This is a genomic window from Terriglobales bacterium (assembly GCA_035454605.1).
Classification (GTDB): Bacteria; Acidobacteriota; Terriglobia; order Terriglobales; family Acidobacteriaceae; genus DATMAB01.
On sequence record DATIGQ010000080.1, the window covers coordinates 1 to 17,896 of the forward strand.

General features: G+C 66.3%; 15 protein-coding genes. 8 read left to right on the top strand and 7 right to left on the bottom strand.

Annotated elements, in window-relative coordinates; all coding sequences use genetic code 11:
• Window positions 1-524 (bottom strand): GatB/YqeY domain-containing protein (locus VLE48_05665; GenBank protein ID HSA92480.1); only part of this gene is annotated, 524 nt, incomplete at its 3' end.
• A 53-nt stretch (window positions 525-577) separates the two neighbouring features.
• Here VLE48_05665 and VLE48_05670 point away from each other — a divergent pair.
• The 3 genes from VLE48_05670 (at window position 578) to serA (ending at window position 4,688) form a co-directional block, all read left to right on the top strand.
• Complete coding sequence (locus VLE48_05670) at window positions 578-1,816, top strand: hypothetical protein (protein HSA92481.1); 1,239 nt, start codon at window positions 578-580, stop codon at window positions 1,814-1,816.
• Between the two features lie 2 nt (window positions 1,817-1,818).
• On the top strand, window positions 1,819-3,003 hold the full coding sequence (locus tag VLE48_05675; GenBank protein ID HSA92482.1) for an alanine--glyoxylate aminotransferase family protein: 1,185 nt from the start codon (window positions 1,819-1,821) through the stop codon (window positions 3,001-3,003).
• Window positions 3,004-3,098: 95 nt separating this feature from the next.
• Window positions 3,099-4,688, top strand: coding sequence for a phosphoglycerate dehydrogenase (serA, locus tag VLE48_05680; GenBank protein ID HSA92483.1), 1,590 nt, complete (start codon window positions 3,099-3,101; stop codon window positions 4,686-4,688).
• Window positions 4,689-4,735: 47 nt separating this feature from the next.
• Here the strand turns inward: serA and VLE48_05685 are convergent, their stop codons facing one another.
• Complete coding sequence (locus tag VLE48_05685; protein ID HSA92484.1) at window positions 4,736-5,836, bottom strand: site-2 protease family protein; 1,101 nt, start codon at window positions 5,834-5,836, stop codon at window positions 4,736-4,738.
• 94 nt (window positions 5,837-5,930) lie between these two features.
• Here VLE48_05685 and rsmD point away from each other — a divergent pair, with 94 nt between their 5' ends.
• Window positions 5,931-6,503 carry a 16S rRNA (guanine(966)-N(2))-methyltransferase RsmD gene (gene rsmD, locus VLE48_05690; GenBank protein HSA92485.1) on the top strand — a complete coding sequence of 191 codons (573 nt, stop codon included), beginning with the start codon at window positions 5,931-5,933 and terminating at the stop codon, window positions 6,501-6,503.
• A 52-nt stretch (window positions 6,504-6,555) separates the two neighbouring features.
• Here the strand turns inward: rsmD and VLE48_05695 are convergent, their stop codons facing one another.
• The 4 genes from VLE48_05695 to lptD all read right to left on the bottom strand — a co-directional run bounded on the left by VLE48_05695 (window position 6,556) and on the right by lptD (window position 11,675).
• On the bottom strand, window positions 6,556-7,107 hold the full coding sequence (locus VLE48_05695) for a hypothetical protein (GenBank protein HSA92486.1): 552 nt from the start codon (window positions 7,105-7,107) through the stop codon (window positions 6,556-6,558).
• 140 nt (window positions 7,108-7,247) lie between these two features.
• Window positions 7,248-8,078: an ATP-dependent sacrificial sulfur transferase LarE gene (gene larE, locus VLE48_05700; protein ID HSA92487.1), complete on the bottom strand. Its 831-nt coding sequence runs from the start codon at window positions 8,076-8,078 to the stop codon at window positions 7,248-7,250.
• Between the two features lie 125 nt (window positions 8,079-8,203).
• Window positions 8,204-9,166, bottom strand: a complete 963-nt coding sequence (locus VLE48_05705) for a pyridoxal-phosphate dependent enzyme (GenBank protein HSA92488.1) — start codon at window positions 9,164-9,166, stop codon at window positions 8,204-8,206.
• Between the two features lie 85 nt (window positions 9,167-9,251).
• Window positions 9,252-11,675, bottom strand: a complete 2,424-nt coding sequence (gene lptD, locus VLE48_05710) for an LPS assembly protein LptD (GenBank protein HSA92489.1) — start codon at window positions 11,673-11,675, stop codon at window positions 9,252-9,254.
• Between the two features lie 174 nt (window positions 11,676-11,849).
• Between lptD and VLE48_05715 the strand changes: the two genes are divergently transcribed.
• From VLE48_05715 to VLE48_05730, 4 genes are all read left to right on the top strand, one after another.
• A complete protein-coding gene (locus VLE48_05715; protein HSA92490.1) occupies window positions 11,850-12,920 on the top strand; it encodes an RDD family protein in 1,071 nt (356 codons plus the stop codon).
• Window positions 12,921-12,998: 78 nt separating this feature from the next.
• Window positions 12,999-14,360, top strand: coding sequence for a glucose-6-phosphate isomerase (locus VLE48_05720; protein ID HSA92491.1), 1,362 nt, complete (start codon window positions 12,999-13,001; stop codon window positions 14,358-14,360).
• 107 nt (window positions 14,361-14,467) lie between these two features.
• Entirely contained in the window at window positions 14,468-15,961 is a 1,494-nt protein-coding gene (gltX, locus tag VLE48_05725) for a glutamate--tRNA ligase (protein ID HSA92492.1), read from the top strand.
• Between the two features lie 8 nt (window positions 15,962-15,969).
• A complete protein-coding gene (locus VLE48_05730; protein HSA92493.1) occupies window positions 15,970-17,172 on the top strand; it encodes a hypothetical protein in 1,203 nt (400 codons plus the stop codon).
• A 13-nt stretch (window positions 17,173-17,185) separates the two neighbouring features.
• Here the strand turns inward: VLE48_05730 and VLE48_05735 are convergent.
• The coding region (locus VLE48_05735; GenBank protein ID HSA92494.1) for a TIGR01777 family oxidoreductase at window positions 17,186-17,896 on the bottom strand (711 nt) is incomplete at its 5' end.

Below are 17,896 nucleotides of genomic sequence, written 5' to 3' on the forward strand. Positions count from 1 at the left end.
TCCCGCTTCACGATCTCGCTCACCGTCTTGCCCTCGACGCGTGTCCCGGCGGCCTGGAACCGGCTCATGACATTCTTCATGACCGCGCCCATGTCTTTCATCCCCGGCGGCGCTCCTGAAGCCGCGCCCATTTCGCCGATCACCGCCTGCACCGCAGCCACGATCTCCGCCTCGCCGGCGGCTTTCGGCAAGTAGCCCTCGATGATGCCGATCTCGGCCTGCTCCTTCTCGGCCAGGTCCGCCCGCCCGCCTTTGCTGAACTGTTCCACCGAGTCCTTGCGCTGCTTGATGAGCGTAGAGAGCACTTGCTGCGCTTCGGCGTCGTCCAGCGTGCCGCGTTTTTCCACTTCCTTGTTCTTCAGCGCGGTCTTGACCATGCGCAGGCAGGAAAGGCGCCGCTCATCCCGCGCCCGCATGGCGGCCGTCATGTCCTTCTGGATCTGGTCGGAGAGGCTCATGGCGGGATTATACGGACCACCCAATCCCGCCGTCGTGCCCATCTGGATGCGTCTACATTGCTTCACTCTGCCGCCCGGCGTATCATGCGCTCGAAACGGTAGGTGCCGTTCGACTCCCTATGCCGCCCCTTGCCATAGCCCTGGGCATCGTCCTCGTAGTCACCGTGGTGGGCGCGCTGCTGTATTCCATGAAGGTCCGGCAGACCTACGCCGGCTACGAAGAGCTGAAGGCCGATGCCGCCGTCCTCGACAAGCGACTGAAGGGTGAGATCTTCCGCGACGGCGACGACCTGGTGGTCTCGGGCAATTTCGGCAAGCTGCCCACGGTGATTCGCTTCTCCCGCCAGGAGAACACGCCCGGGGTCATGGTGCGGATGGAGGCCCCGGCCAGCTTCACCATGTCCGTGGTGCCCAAGGGTGCGCGGGCCACCGAGGGCCGCGTCGTAGTGCGCACCCCCGACGAGATGTTCGACGCCCGCTTCACCACCCGCAGCGACCACCCCACCCAGGCGCGCATGTTTGCCGGCGGCAGGCCGGTTCTCACTCATTTGCAACGCCTCATGTGCGGCAGCGGGACCTTCTTCACCGTGACCGCCGGCGCTCTGGAGCTGAGCGAGCTCTCCATTCCCGGTCCCTTCACCGCCCGCCATCTGGAGAACCACCTGGAGTCGCTGGCGGTGCTGGCGCGGCAACTGGAGGCCATGCCGGGCGCCGAAAAGGTCAGAGTCACGGCCATCAAGGGCGAGCGCAAGTGGGTCACGCGGACCGCGGTGGCCATCGGCGCCATCGCCGCCATCGTTGCGGTCGTGTCGGCCACGCGCAACCCAGCCGGTTCGGAGCCCGCGCAGGTGGAAGCCGGGGCTGGTTTGCCTGAGGGTGTCCTGCCGGCGGATGCCCCGCAGATGGCGGGCGTCTATGAGCAACTGGCGGACGGCCACTCCAAATGGCGCGTGGCCACCGACGACGACTTCGAACCGGCCGCGCGCTCCTGGCTGCGCGGCAACCGGGAAATCGTCAGCGGCCGCGTCGAAACCGATTTGTCCGGAAATGGGAGCGTACGGGACGCCGGCTACATCCTGGTCGACCAGACGGCCGGCACTCGCCGCGTGGTCCTGCTGGCGGGTGGGGTCAACGTCTACGACGCCACGTTTCCGGACATCGCTATCGCCGCCCGCGTGCGCAAGGGGATGCTGAACTCCATCACCTGGACGGGCGGCGCGCCCGAGACTCCCGACGGCGACGGCCTGCTGATCGTGCGGGAACGCAACAACCCCGCTTCCGGCCTGGTGCTGTTCGTCAAGGATCGACGCATCCTCTCCGCCGTCCCGGAGAACTGGCAGAACCTGCGCCTCAGGTAGCCATGCTGCGAAAACCGCGGCTCTTCACTCCCGGCCCCACGCCCTTGTTGCCCGCCGCGCAGGCGGCCATGGCCGCGGCCGAGATGCATCACCGTACCGCCGGCTTTCGCGCCCTCTTCCGCCGCGTGCTCGACGACCTGCGTGTGTTCATCGGCACCGGCAATGATGTGGTCGTGTTGGCCGGCTCGGGCACCGGCGCCATGGAAGCCGCCGTCTCCAACCTCACCTCGCCCGGCGACCGCGTCCTGGTGCTTACCGCGGGAAAGTTTGGCGAACGCTGGCGCGATTTGGCCCGCGCCTTCCGCTGTGAGGTCGACGTGCTCTCCGTGCCCTACGGGGAAACGTTCCCGCTTGATGCCGTCCGCGCCCGGCTCACCCCGGAAACCCGGGCCGTTTTCCTGCAGGCCACGGAAAGCTCCACCGGCGTGCGGCACGATGTGGAAGGCGTGGCCCGACTCACGAGGCAGAGCGATGCCCTGCTGGTCGTGGATGCCATCACCGGCCTGGGCACGACGCGTTTCGACGTGGACGGCTGGGGCATCGATGTCATCATCGGCGGTTCGCAGAAAGCCGTGATGGTCCCGCCCGGCCTCGCCTATCTGGCAGTGAGCGAGCGCGCCTGGGAACGCATGGAACAGGCGCAATCGCCGCGCTACTACTTCGACCTGCGACAGGAGCGCAAGGCCAACGCCAAGGGCGAATCGGCGTTCACGCCCGCAACCTCGCTGGTCGCCGGGTTGGCTGCCGCCCTCGACTACATCCGCGCCGCCGGCGAAGGTGACCTGGCCGCGGGACGCGCCGCGCTCATCTCGAACGCCGAACTGGCTGCCGAGATGACCCGCACCGCCGCCCAGGCGCTGGGCCTGAAGCTGTTCGCATCGCCGCCCGCCGCCGCGCTCACCGCCATCGTGCCGCCGGCAGGCTTGGACTCCGGCGCCATCGTCAAGGAGTTCCGCGAGTCCTTTGGCGCCGTGGTGGCCAACGGCCAGGGGGAAATGAAGGGAAAGCTCTTCCGCATCGCCCACCTCGGCTACTACGACTACCTGGACACGGTCGCCGTGTTGGGCGCGCTGGAGCAGGTGCTGCTGCGAGTCGGCGCGCCGGCCGAACTCGGATCTGGCCTGCGTGCCGCGCAGCAGGTCTACGCCCGCGCCGCCGAGGCCCACGCCGCGACTCCGTCTCGCTAGCGTCCTCTGTGCAGCCTTCGTGGCTTTCGTGCTAATCCTTGGGTGTTCGACCCTCGACGAACTCTTCTCACCCGCGTAACGTATTCTCTGCGTCCATGAAGATCGTCATCGCCGAAAAAATCTCTGCTGCTGCCCTCGACGTCTTCCGCGCCGAGTCGCGTTGGAAGCTGGTCGCACCGGAAGAGATCAAGGATCTTGCCGCCGAAGTCGCGGCCGCCGACGCCCTCATCGTGCGCTCAGCGGTGGACGTGAACGCCCGCCTGCTCGAAGGGGCGAAGAAGCTGCGGGTCATCCGTCGCGCCGGCGTCGGCGTGGACAATATCGATCTGGACGCCGCTACCCGCCGCGGCATCGCGGTGATGAACACGCCCGGCGCCAACGCCGTGGCCGTGGCCGAGCACACGCTCGGGCTGATGCTGGCCCTGGCCCGCCACCTGGCGCGCGCGGACGCACTGACCCGCACCGGCAATTGGGAAAAGAAATCTCTCCAGGGCACGGAGCTGCGCGGCAAAACGCTGGGCATCGTCGGCCTGGGCCGCGTCGGCGTTGAGGTCGCCCGGCGCGCGCGCGCCTTCGGCATGGCCCTGGTGGCGCACGACCCGTTCATTTCCACGGCTGTGGCCCGCGAACTGGGCGTCGCGCTCCAATCGCTGGAAGATGTCTTCGCCGCCTCCGACTACCTGACCCTGCACGTTGGCCTGACCCCGCAAACCGCAGGCATGATCAGCGCCGAAGCCATCGCGAAGATGAAAAAGGGCGTGCGCCTCATCAACTGCGCTCGCGGCGAGCTCATCGACGAAGCCGCGCTGGCTGCGGCGCTCAAGTCCGGTCAGGTCGCCGGCGCCGCCCTCGACGTCTTCGCCGAGGAGCCGCCCACGCACTCTCCGCTGGTGGGCCTGGAGAACGTCGTCGTCACCCCTCACATCGCTGGCTCCACCCGTGAGGCGCAGGAAGCCGTGGGCTACCAGATTGCACTCCAGGTCAAAGAGTACTTGAAGCGCGGCGTCATCCAGAATGCCGTCAACGTACCCTCCGTTTCCCACGAGGAATACATCGAGCTGCAGCCCTACATCGTCCTGGGCGAGCGTCTGGGAGGGTTCCTGGCCCAGGTCACCGACGGCAACCTGGAGGAGATTTCGCTGCGCTACAGCGGGCTGCTGGCCGACTGGAAAACCGACCTCATTCGCAACGCCGCCATCAAGGGCATCCTCAACCAGATGCTGGCGGAGAAGGCCAACCTGGTGAATGCCGCCTCGCTGGCCGCCGAACGCGGCATCCAGATGCACGAGTCGAAGAAGCCGAAGACGCCCAGCGGCGGCGCCGGCAGCGTCCTTTCGGTCCTGCTCAAGACCAGTGCCGGCGAGCACCTGGTGAAGGGCGCAGTGCTGCACGGCAACCGCCCGCGCCTGCTGGCGGTGGATGACATTGACATCGAAGCCCCGCTCGAGGGCAACCTCATCTACCTGCGCAACCGCGACGTCCCCGGCGTGATCGGCCGCGTGGGCACCATCCTCGGCCAGCACGGCATCAACATCGCCGATTTCTCACTCGGCCGGCGGGAGCGTGACGGGAAATCCAGCCAGGCCATCGCCGTGGTCCACGTGGACGACCCGGTGCCGCCGCTGGTGCTGGAGGAGTTGCGGACCATCGAGGCAGTCACCGCCGCACGGGCCATCAAGCTCTAGGCGGGCGTCCCTTCGTGACGCCTCCGTGGCCCTTGTGGTGAGCTTTCCTAGGAGTCGCTCTTTTGCAGCATGCGGCTCTCGGCCAGCAGTCCGATGCTGTGCATGAGGTTCTGCAGGGTGATGATGCCCACCAGGCGTTCCTGCTCCACGACCGGCAGGAGGGTCAGGCCACGCGCGGAGAGCTTGCGGAAGGCGAGGGCGAGGGAATCGTCGCGTCCCGCGATCTCGAATGCCCGGCTCATGATGGACTGCACGTAGGCGTTGCCTTCCGAGCGCAGCGCCTCCACGATCTTCTGTCGTGAGACCACGCCCACCATGTCGCTGCCCCGCACCACCGGGAAGTCGTCCTGCAGCGTGTGCACGGCTTTGGTGAGCGCATCCTCCAGCGTGTCCGCCGGCGAGAGGGTAGAGAAGTCGGTAAGCATCACGTCTTCCAGCCGCACTGTCTCCAGCACCGACTGGAACACCATGGTGCGCTCCTCGATCTGCGCCGCAAAGAACAGGAACAGCCCCACCATGGTCAGCCAGTAGTTCCACACCCCGCCGGCCAGCATGAACAGCATGGCGAACACCTGGCCCACGGTCACCGCCACCCGCGTCGCCGGCAGCACGTCCATGCGGTGTGCGAGGAGTGCCCGCAGCACGCGGCCGCCATCCAGCGGATACGCCGGCAGCAGGTTCAGCGCCGCCAGGTACAGGTTCACCCACACCAGGCTGCGGGCCAGTTCTGCCGAGTGCAAATAAGGGCGCTTCCAGATCACGACCTCCGGCGCCAGCGCCAGCGCCGCCATCGTAGCCAGCATGGCGATGCCCAGGCTGACCACCGGCCCGGCCAAAGCGACGGGAATCTCGCGCCGCAGGGAAGCCAAACGATTCAGGCTGGTCTCTTCGCTGAACGACAGGCCGCCGATGGGCAGCAGCAGGCAAACCCGCACCGGCATCCCGGAACGCTGCGCCACCAGCAGGTGCCCCATCTCATGCGCCAGCACCGAGGCGAAGATCAATCCCACCAGCGCCAGGCCCCGCCCCACCCCGCCCGCCTGCGGCGCTTCCGTCATCCACACGAACAGCAGCAGAAAAAGGAAGGTGAGATGAATGCGGACCTCGACCCCGAAAAGGCGTCCGGCGGGAATGGACCAACTTCTCATGGAAGGAGGGAGCTGCGCGCGCCACATCGGCTCCCGCCTCCATTGTATACACTTGGACGCGGGCCGGCCGCCCCGGTTCCGCGGCCCGCTTTCCATGCGAGTGATTGCCGGAAGATTTCGCAGCCGGAAGCTCGCCGCTCCGCGCGGGCTCAAGGTGCGTCCCACCTCGGACCGCCTGCGCGAAACCCTGTTCAATGTGCTCGCTACGGCAAAGGGACCTGTCCTCGAGGGCAGCGTCTGGCTCGATCTCTACGCCGGGACCGGCGCCGTGGGCATCGAAGCGCTCAGCCGCGGCGCCGCCCTGGTTCACTTTGTCGAATCCGCGCGGCAGCCGGCCGAGTGCATCCGCGCCAACCTGGGTGCCCTCGACGTTCGTGAGGGGTTCGAGGTTCAGGAGCGCGAAGTCTTGCCCGCCCTGCGCCGGCTCGACGCGCAAGGCGTCATCTGTGACTACGTATTCCTCGATCCACCCTATCGCGACGCGGAAGCCTACGCCCAGGCTCTCGGCTTCCTGGCCGGGTCACGGCTGCTGGGCCCGGCCAGCGTCGTCATCGCTGAGCACGATCGCCATTTCGATCCCGGCGATGCCGTCGGCCGATTGCGCCGCTTCCGCCGCCTCGAACAAGGCGACGCCGTGTTGAGCTTCTACAGGATTGAACCCGTGTGAGGGCTAGCTTCGGAGAGCGGAAAGCAGGAAGCGGAAGGCGAGTAGCTGGCCGCTACATCAGTATCTCTTCCGTCCTCTTCGCGATGGGATGCTGCATGGCCGCCAGCTCGTTCTTCACCATGTTGAGGCCGTACACGCAGCTTTCGAAGTCGCGGGCCAGGTGCGCGAACAGCGGCGCTACTTTGGCGTACTCGAAGAACTCGAACTTGCTGACGATGTAGTAGCTCTCCTTGCCCGCCTTCATCCAGTCCAGAAAACTCTCCAGGCGGTGCCGGCGCAGGCGGAAGCGGTTCACCGCCTCCGGGAACATGCCGATGAAGAACAGAGTGTAGTCGCCGATGTGTTTGCGCACCTGGCGTTCGCGATCGAAGGACGGCGCCGGACCGAATACCGGATCGGATTCCAGCAGCATCTCGCCCACATCGTCCAGCGGCTTGCCGGCCGCGTTGCGGATCTTGAACAACTGCTCGGCTTCGGTGAACTCGGTCAACACGCTGGCCACGTAATGGCTCAGCGCGACGTCGCGCAGATTCAGGTCTTCCGAGAACTTGCGCTCCACCAGCTCATTGAAGAACTGCTGCAGCAGATGGGATTCCGGAATCATCGCTGTTCTGGCCTCCACCTCGGCGCAGTGAATGTAACTGTCTCTTAACCCAATTAGATGTGCCGGGCAAGTGTCTTGGCAGGGTCGGAGGGTTACTAAAGTGGCTTTGTTGGCAGTTACCGTGCTCGGCTGCCAATCGGTTAGCGGGCCTTGCGCAGCGCCGCCGCCGGCAGCACCGCATTCATCGAGCCGCTACGGTACCCCTCGAGGTCGAGGGTGACGTAGGTGAAGCCCAGCGCCTTGAAGATGCGGGTGAACTCCTGCGCCATGTCGGGCGAAAGCGCTCGCGGCATCTCTTCCGGCGCGATCTCAATCCGCACTGTCTCGCCGTGGTGCCGGACGCGGAACTGGCGGAAGCCCAGCGCCCGCAGCGCGTCCTCGCCCTGCTCCACCTGCGCCAGCGCCTCCCGCGTGACCGGGCGGCCATACTCGATGCGCGATGACAGGCAGGCCGAGGCCGGCTTCTCCCACACCCGCAGCCCGCTGCGGCGGGCCAGTTCGCGGATTTCCGCCTTGGTCAGCCCGGCGTCCACCAGCGGGGTGGCGATGCCATGCTGGCGCGCGGCGTCCTGTCCGGGGCGGAAGTCGCCCAGATCGTCCAGGTTCACACCGTAGGCGACCGCGTCAAAACCGCGCTCGCGGCGCAGCCCCTCCAGCACCGTGAACAGTTCGTCCTTGCAATGGAAACAGCGGGCGGCATCGTTGCGCGCGTATTCCGGCCGGTCCAGCTCCTCGGTGGCAATGATTTCCAGCGGGATGTGCTGTTCTTCGGCAAACGCGAGCGCGTCCGCCAGGTGAGCGCGGGCCAGCGAGGGCGAATCGGCCAACACCGCCAGCATCTTCTCGCCCAGCGCCTCATGCGCCGCCCAGGCCAGAAATGCCGAATCCACTCCGCCGGAGTAGGCGACGAGCAGCTTGCCCAGCCCGCGCAGACGGGCGTCGAGCGCATCGCGTTTGGCTTCGAGGGCCACGATCCTCAATCTTAACCACAAAGGACACGAAGGGACACGAAGGACCCAAAATTCTGCAAATTACGGGCTGTGTATTCAGCCCTCGCTCCCGGGCTTGCCTTTGTGATCCTTCTTGCCCTTTGTGGTTAAGCGCGAATTGCCGCCTGCAGCACGTCCGGTGCGACGTTCGATCCCGTCACCAGCAGCACTAGGTTCTTTCCGGCAAAAGCAGCCGCATCCTGCAACAACGCCGCGGTGGTCGCCGCGCCGGCGGGCTCGGCCACCACCTGCTCATCGCCATGCAGTCGCCGGATGGCAGCGAGCATTTCGGCCTCACTTACCAGGCGCACATCATCGACCCGTTCGCGGATCTCGTGCACGTTTTCTTCGAGCGGACGGCGTGTGGCCAGGCCGTCGGCGATGGTGTCGCAGGTCGCGGTCGCAATCGCCTTGCCGGCGCGCCAGGAGAGCGTGTACGCCGGGGCGCGCTCGGCCTGTACGCCGAGGATCTGGATTCCCGGCTTGAGATGCTTGGCGGCGAAGGCCACGCCGCGGATGAGCGTGGTGTCTCCCATGGGGACAAACAACGCGTCGGCGTCCGGCAACTGCTCCAGCACCTCGCAGGCGATGGTGGCTGTGCCCGGCGGCATGTCCGGATCGCGGCCGTCCTCCATGAAGTAGAGGCCGTGCTCGCGCGCGAAAGCGGCGGCGCGGTCGAACGCCTCCGCCAGGTCGAGATCTCCCGCTTCGACGATATGCGCTCCCAAGTCGGCGATGCGCGCGCGTTTTACCGGATTCGGATTCGCCGGCAGAAACACGGTGGCGGGCACGCCCAGCAGGCGCGCTGCATAAGCGGTGGCCGCGCCGTGGTTGCCGGTGCTGGAAGTCACCACGCCCGCCACCGGACCGCGCTCCAGGTTGCGCGTGAGCGCCGTAAGCGCTCCCCGCGGCTTGAACGAGCCCGTGGGCTGCTCCGACTCCAGCTTCAAAAAGACCTGGGCGCCGGTCGCCCGCGAAAGAGAACGAGCCTCGACCAGCCGGCTCGGTTTCAGATACCGGCCCACGATCTCCCGTGCGCGTTCGACGTCTTCCCAACGCAGGCTGGGCACGGCCTAAAGATGCTCGGCAAGCGGCCGGGGATTCCGGCTGCTGCCCGACTTTCTTTGTGATCTCTGCGGCCTCTGCGTTGAAGCCCTAGAAGATCCGTTCCTGTCGCCCGAGGTTGCCGAAGCTCCCGATATTGGCCAGGGTGAAGGCGAAGCGGTACTGGTTCTCGTTACGCACCGAGCCCAGGGCGAAGCGGCGGTATTCCATGCTCAGGCCGCAGCAGTCCCAGTTGTAGGTGGTCTGGAAGGCGGCGTACTGCAGGAAATCGAAATGGGCGTCAAAGCCGATGTTGGCGGCGGCGCTGATGCCGCGCTTGTTGGAGTGTCCCCAACCGGCCAGGAAGCGGAACTGGTTGAACCGGTCCGGCGTCGGCACGGTGCCGGGCACGGAGACGAAGATCTCGCCGGGCGTTCGCAGGTAGGCGTGGCTGAAGCCCAGAAAGAACTCGCGCAGCCGGTGGTTCACCAGGGCCGTGGAGGCGTTGATGCGGTTCTCCTTGGGGTCGACGTCGAGGTGCCATTCCAGGTCGGTGTTCGCTCCGCGCCGCACCCTGAGCCGCGAGATCACGGGTGAGAAACGCCGCGGCTCCGTCAGGAAGGCGATGCCGGCGAAGTCGGCCGAAGTGGTGAACACGTTGCGCTTGCCGTTCACCAGCGCCCCGCCGAAATCCTCGTTGAAGAAATATTTCTGCGCCACTTCCCAGGTGACGACTTCGCGAGCCTCGGCCGGGCCGCAGTCCTCTTCTTCGTCGCCTGCCGGCGGCCGCTCCCCGAACACGTCCTCGTCGTATGAGTGGACGCTCACCTGGGGCTCTGCCGGACAGTCGGGACGCGGCTCAACACGTTTGGCGTAGAAACGCTGCACCACGGCGTACTCGATTTCTGCGGTATCGCTCAGGATGTCGCGCGCGTCGAAGCGGATGATGTTGGGGAAGGCGTTGACGCCGCTCACACGCCGAAAGATCACCCTCGGCTCGAGCACGTGCTTGAGCTTCGCGCCCCGCACCGGCCGCTCGAAGACGCGCGCCAGCGCCGGCGGACGCACTTCCAGCAAGGTCTCGAGTGCCCTCCGGTTCACGGCTTCGTCGGTGGTCATGAGGGTTCCGCCGGTCGGGACTTGCCGCTGCGTGTAGTAGGTGGTGCGCAGCGCCACTTCGGGGCGGAAAGACCAGCCCTTGTACCGCAGGGGCAGCGAGGCCCGTGGATAGATGTCGAATCGCCCCACCATGTCGCCGGTGCGAAAGGCCGGTTCCTTGCGCGAGAGCCCGCCGAGGGAAGTGTCCAATGACCAGTACGCGGGCAAGCCACGTACTTTCTTGTCCACGGTCGAAACTTCCAGGCTGGGCGCGTGCCAGATGGTCACGACATCGCCGGGCGTGGTGCTCTGGAAATTCTGGTATCGGGCGGCATAGCCATTGAAGAAGAAACCGTTCCAGCCCTTGGAGAGAAAGGTCTTGGACTTCACCTCGGAGTTGACGGCTTGCGAGAAGGTTTCCGTGAAGGCCAACCGGAAGACGAAGGAGCTCAGGTAGTTCAGGTCGGCCACTCCCCGGAATCCGCGAGGGAAGTGGCCCTCGGCGTTGAAGCGGACATCCTGGCCGTCCTGATTCAAGCGGTCCAGCACGCCGTAGTAGCTGGCGTAGATGCGCGACGTCGGGCTGGGCCGGGCGCGGAATTCGCCGTGCTGCGCCCACCCGCGCTCCGACCAGTACTCGGCTCCCACCGTGGCGTCGGCGCTGCGGTTGATGGCCCAGTAGAACGATTCGCCCAGGATCGTCCCCTTGCGCGAGGAGGTGCCAAAGGTGGGGATCTGAAAGCCGGATCGCCGCTGCACCCGGCCCACCGGATGCTGCGCATAGGGGAAGTAGAACACCGGGACCTTCTTGACCCGGAACGTGCTGTTGTAAATGCGGGCGGTCTCGTCGATTTCAATGACGGCGCGCGCGGTGTGGAAGCTCCAGCGCGGGTCGGGCATCTCGCAAGACGTCACCATGCCGCTGTGGACGATGAAGCGCTTGGGGCCGGCTTTCTCCACGCGCTTTCCGCGAAAGGCGAAAGGATTGGTGGTGGTGAGGGTGATGCTGCGGCCCGTCAGGCGCACCCCAACGGTTCCGGAGACATCTTCGAACACGCCGGTCTGGGTGCGCAGGTTGTAGGTGGCGCGGCTGGCTTCCAGGTGCTCGGTGCTCGAGCCGCCATCCAGCCGGACATTGCCTTCGGCCGTGGCCTGGCCGGTGGCGGCGTCGTAGGTGACGCGGTCGGCGCGCAGGATGAAGTCCTGGTAGAGGATCTCGACCTCGCCGCGCAGTTCGAATCGGTCGCCCGACTTCTCCTGCTCGCGGGCCCGCAGAATGACGCTGTCCTCCTGGGAAGCGGCGCTGCTGCCGGATTCCTGGCCCGCACCCGGTGGTTCCGGCGCCGCAGCCAGTGACTGCCTGGTAAATACCGGGGCAGCGAGAAGAAGGTGACAGGCAAGGACCGCCGTGATATGAAAACGAGTGCGGCGCGTCATGGGAAGCGCTCGAAGGTAGCACGGCGAAGAGCCGCGCGCCAAACGGCTTCCCGGGCACGTGCGCGGCTCTCGGCGGCTTTTCCCAACCTGCTCATGGCCTGTCCGCGTTGCGGAGACCGGTGTACCTGCGGGTTCGCGCAGGAGGACACCGATTCCGGGTCGCACGTCAGTGTCTTGATCGACCCCGAAGATTACACGCCCAGCGAAGAGAACTTTGCGGCATCGCTCGAAGGCGGCATCCTGGAAGATGCCCAGGCAGAGCAGTTTGCGGGCGCGACCTCCGCCTCAGAGGAGGACCAGATCCTCGAGGCGGGAAGCGCTCCGCCGGTGGCAGCCGCGGTGCTGGATCCCCCGGTCGTGTCGGCGGCGTCTACTGCCCCGCCGGTCACCGCAACCGCAACCGCGCAAGACCTCTACCGCAAAGCACCGAACGGGGATGACTGGCGGCAGGAAGTCTCGTCGCGCTTGCACGCCTACCGCTCGCGCCGCCGGCGCCGCAGCGAGAACGCCTCGCTCAGCCTGAACTTCGAAGGGGACGGATCGGCGCCCGAGGCGCCCAACGTCATCGTTTTCCCGCGCCTGCAGGTGGCGACGGGGCCCGCGGCTCGCGTGGAGTATCGTGCGCCGGGCGTTTCCCCTGTCCCTCCCGCAACTCCTCCTGATTTGCCGGTTGCGGAAACGGAGGAGTTGGCGGAGCCGCTCGCCGATGCCCCGCAGATCCTGGAAGCGCCGCCCGCCGACGAAACGGCAGAGAGCGTTTCCCCGGCGTTGGCCATGACGCTGGAGACGGACGAAGCCGCCGCCGTCGCGGGCGCGGAGAACATCGACCTTCCGCTCCCCGTGGCTCCCATCGAGCTGCGCCTGTTCGCCGCCCTGGTGGATGTGCTGGTGGTGCTGGTGGCCACCGCCATGTTCACGGTCATCTTCCTGAAGATTTCCGGCGCACCGCCCGCGGGCAAGCTGCTGTTGGCCGCCGTGCTGGCTGTTCCCACGGCCTTCTGGTGCATGTACCAGTACCTGTTCCTGGTGTACGGCGGGACCACCCCCGGCATGCGGGTGGCGCGCCTGGAACTGCGCACGTTCGAAGGCGAGCGGCCCTGGCGCATCGAGCGGCGCAACCGCGCCCTGGCCGTGGTCGTTTCCTGCATCTCACTCGGCCTGGGCTTCCTGTGGACGCTGGTGGATGAAGACTCGCTCGCCTGGCACGACCGCATCACGCGCACGTTCCTGATCGCGCCGGAGTAGCGCCAGAGTAGAGACCTTGCATGCAAGGTCTCGGGCGCAGTTTCCTTCCGCGCCGTTTTGCGGTCTAATGCTGCGGCCATGAAGTTCCCCGTCCGCTTCTCCTACACCAACGCTCTGGAAGCCGCTGTAGGCGCGGAAGGGCTGCGACCGGCGGAGCTGGATGCCGGCGACGCCGCTGCCGCGGTGGCGGCGTTCCGCAAGCGGGCGGATTCCGGAGAGATCGGATTCCCACGCCTGCCTGAGGACCGCGCCGTGTTGCGCGCGGTCACCGAGTTCGCCGACGACCTCCGCCCTTCCATCGACGACGTGCTGGTCGTGGGCATCGGAGGCTCCGCGCTGGGAGCGTATGCGCTGGACGTGGCCATCCGCGGGCCGCATCCGGTGCAGTCCACGCCCAAGGGAAAGCGGAGCGCGCCGCGACCGCGGCTGGTGGTGCTGGACAACATCGATCCCGGTTTCGTAGCGGCCGCGCTCGCGCGGCTGAATCCGCGTCGCACGGCGGCCTGCGTGATTGCCAAATCCGGCTCGACGGCGGAGACGCTCTCCACTTACATGATCGTCCGCCGGTGGATGATGAAAGCGCTGGGACGCAAGGCACGGGCGCGCATCATCGCGGTGACCGATCCACACAAGGGCGACTTGCTGGCCATCGCGCGCGAGGAGCAATACCCGCTGTTTTTCGTCCCGCCCAACGTGGGCGGACGCTTCAGCGTGTTCTGCCCCGTGGGACTGTTGCCGGCCGCGCTCTGCGGGCTCGATGTCGCCAGGCTGCTGCGCGGCGCCCGCGAAGCCAACGCGCTTTGCTGGTCGGAAACGATGGCCGGGAATCCGGCGCTGGCTGCGGCCGTCATCCATCACGGCCTCAACACCAGGAAAGGCAAGTCGATTGAGGTCGTGTTTGCGTACTCTTCCTTTCTTTGGGGTGCGGCCTTCTGGTACCGGCAGCTCTGGGCGGAGAGCCTGGGCAAGCGCATGAACCGCAAGGGGGAAGTCGTGGAAGCCGGGCAGACGCCGGTGGCCGCACTCGGCGTCACCGACCAGCACTCGCAGCTCCAGCTCTACATGGAGGGGCCGCGGGACAAGATGGTCACGTTCTGGGAAGTGGAGCGGCCGCGCGCCGACCTCGCCATCCCCCGCGACTTCCGCCAGCGCGACTCCTGCGGCTATCTCGGCGGCAAGAAGCTATCGGCATTGTTCCACGCGGAACAGTCCGCCACGCAAGCCGCGCTGACCGCGGCCGGGCGTCCCAACTGCCGCTGGACGCTGGCGCGCGTGGACGAGTACACCGTCGGCGCGCTGTTCCAGATGCTCATGTTCCAGACCGCCTTTGCTGGCGAACTGTACGGCGTGGATGCCTTCGACCAGCCCGGCGTCGAGCTGGGCAAGAAGATGACCTACGGGCTGATGGGACGCAAGGGATATGAGGAATTCGTGCCGTGAGTTGTCATTGGTAATTTGTAATTGGTAATTTTGAGGGGCGACGTCGGCCTGCAACGATCGCAATTACAAATCACAAATTGCCGATTACCAATCCATCCAAGGTTCGTGTGCGCTTCGCGCCTTCGCCTACGGGGCACCTGCACGTGGGCAACGTCCGCACCGCGCTCTTCAACTGGCTGTTTGCACGCCAGAAGCGGGGCACCTTCATCCTGCGCATCGAAGATACGGATCTCGAGCGCAGCGAGGCCCGCTTCGAAGACCTGATTTACGACGACCTGCGCTGGCTCGGCCTCGACTGGGATGAAGGTCCCGACGTGGGCGGGCCGCACGCGCCCTACCGACAGTCCGAGCGCCTGGATCTCTACCGGCAGAACGCCGAGCGGCTGCTCGCCGAGGGCAAGGCGTATCTCTGCTTCTGCACGCCCGAGGAACTGGAGCGCGAGCGGCAACGGGCCGCGGCCGAGCATCTTCCACAGCACTACTCGGGCAAGTGCCGCGCCCTGGATCCGGCGGCGTCGAAACAGCGCCGTGCCGCGGGCGAAGCGGCCGCGATCCGACTGCTGATTCCCGAGCGTCCCATCCGCTTCCATGATCTGGTCCGTGGCGACGTGGAGTTCGCGCATGAGGCCGTGGGCGACCCCATCATCCTGCGCTCCAACGGCATGCCGGTCTACAACTATGTGGTGGTGATTGACGACGCCGCCATGCGGATCACGCACGTCATCCGCGGCGACGACCACCTCTCGAACACGCCCAAGCAGGTGGCCCTGTACGAAGCGCTGGGCTGGCCGGTGCCGGAGTTCGCGCATCTTTCGACCATCCTGGGCGCCGACCGCGAGCGGCTCTCCAAGCGCCACGGCGCAACGTCGATTGAAAACTTCCGCAGCATGGGCGTGCTGCCGGAAGCGCTGATGAACTACCTGGCTCTGCTGGGCTGGGCTCCTTCGGGCGGCGACCGCGAAGTGTTCTCGCGCGACGAGCTGGTGAAGGAGTTCGCACTCGAGCGCGTGACCCCTTCGCCCGCCGTTTTCGACATGGACAAGCTCCACTGGCTCAACCGGCACTACGTGAAGCAGAGTCCGAGTGACCGCATCGTGGAGCTGGCGCTGCCGTTCTTCGTGAAGGCAGGTCTGCTGACAGAGAAGCCCGATGCCGTGACGCGCGCATGGTTGCAGAAGGTGGTGGAGCTCTTGGCGCCGTCCGTGGATCGACTGGAGCAATTGCCGGAGCGAGCGGCGTTCCTTTTCCGCTACGACGCCGCGGCGGCGCTGGCTTCGGCGGACAACGCCGAAGTCCTGGCGCTGGAGAAAGCCAGGGCGGTGGTGGAATCCTTTGCGCGACGAATCACGCAGGACACCAACCCGATGACCGCCGATCGCTTCAATGCGATGGTCAACGAGATCAAGACCGAGACCGGAGCCAAAGGCAGGGAATTGTTCCATCCCATCCGCATCATCCTGACCGGGTCGCATTCTGGGCCGGCCTTCGACAAGCTGGTACCGATCATGGAAGAAGGCAGCCGGCTCAACCTGCCGCAACCCGTCAAGAGCGTGGCCGGGCGGGCGAGCGATTTCCTCCGCGAACTCGGAAAGGGCGGATAAGAACAACCATGGGCCGAGCGTTGCTTTTCCTCCTTTTCATCTTGGCCGGTACAGCGAATACCTCTGGGGCCGGGAAGCCCTCGTATCTCTTCGCCTGGTGCGGCGATGACGAGAAGAAGGCGAGTGACTTCCTCGCGGTGATCGACGCCGATCCGGCTTCGCCCCGCTACGGGCAGGTCGTGGCGACGGCGCCCACGGGCGTGGCCAGCGCGGTGCCGCACCACACGGAAGTCGAGATGCCGGAGGGCGGATTCCTCATGGCGAACGGCTTCGGGGCCGGGCGGACCTGGGTGTTCGATCTGCGCGAACCAGGGAAGCCGCGCGTGGCGGCGTCGTTCGGCGACCTGGGCGGATACAACCATCCCCACACCTTCTTCCGCTTGCCGAACGGCAACGTGCTGGCCACATTCCAGTACCGCGGAGGAAGTGGGCCCAAGGCCGAAGGCGGAGGCTTGGTCGAGATCGACGACCGCGGCCGCATGCTGCGTGCCGGGAGCGCCATGGATGCGGCTGCCGCAAGCGAGCTCATCCGGCCCTACAGCGTCGAATTGTTGCCGGCGGTGGATCGCATCGTTTCCACCAACACCGCCATGCACGAAGAGGATGGCAAGAGTCGCACGGTGCAGATCTGGCAGTTTTCGACTTTACGCGTGCTCAAGACCTTGGCGCTTCCGCCGGGGCCGCGCGGCGACGAGCACTACGATCCCGGAGAACCGCGCCTGCTGGAAGACGGCAAGAGCCTGCTGGTGCACACCTTCTCCTGCGGTCTGTACCTGATGCGGGGCGTGGAGAGTGCGCAACCTTCGCTCCGCTTTGTGTACGCGTTTCCGGGGAAAGACTGCGGGGTGCCGTTGCGCATCGGGCACTGGTGGCTGGCGACCGTGCCGGAAACCCATAGCCTGACGGTGTTGGATATCTCCGACCCCGAGCATCCGCGCGAGGTCAGCCGCGTCACCTTCGACGCCAGCAACGAGCCGCACTGGATGGCAGCCGATCCCACCGGCACACGCATCGTCTTGAATGCAGGCGAGTACACACCCGATCACCGGCTGTACATCGTGAACTTCGACCCCAAGACCGGCACGGCGAAACTCGACGAGCGCTTCCGCGATGCCGGCAGCGACCGCCCGGGCTTCAACATGGACGGCAAGTCCTGGCCGCACGGCTTTCGCGGCAACGCCTACGCGCACGGAATGGTCTTCTCGCGATGAGCCGGCGCTGATCTCATAGCATCGCTTCCAGCGCGTTGCGGAGCTCCGCGTGTGAGAATCGATAGCCGGAAGCAAGGAGTGCAGCCGGTTCCACCCTCTGGCTGGCCAGCAGAAGTTCCTCTCCCATCTGGCCGAATAGGGTGCGGACCACAAACGCCGGCACAGGGAAGATGGTGGGGCGGTGTAGGACTTGGCCCAATGTCCGGGTGAACTCCGCGTTGGTGACGGGGTTGGGGGCAACCGCGTTCACCGCTCCGCGCAGGGAATCGTGAGCCAGGGCGAACTGAATCACGCCCAGCAGGTCTTCCAGCGCGATCCAGCTCATGTACTGGCCCCCGCTGCCCAGACGTCCGCCCAGGCCCAGCTTGAAGGGCGGCAGCATCTGCTTGAGTGCGCCGCCGCGCGGGCTGAGCACCACGCCGATGCGCAGGTTCACCACGCGGATGCCGGCTTCGGCCGCCGGGCGCGTCGCTTCCTCCCAGGCGCGCGCCACTTCCGGCAGGAAACCGCTGGAGCCGGAGGGACTCTCCTCGCGCAGCACTTCATCTCCACGGTCACCATAGAAGCCGATGGCGGAAGCGCTGACCAACACCCTGGGCTTGCGCTGACATTGCGCAAGGGCGGTCGCAAGCGTTTGCGTGCCCTGCGCGCGACTCTCGAGGATGCGCTGCTTCTTGGCTGCGCTCCAGCGGCCGGTAATGGTTTCCCCGGCCAGATGCAACAC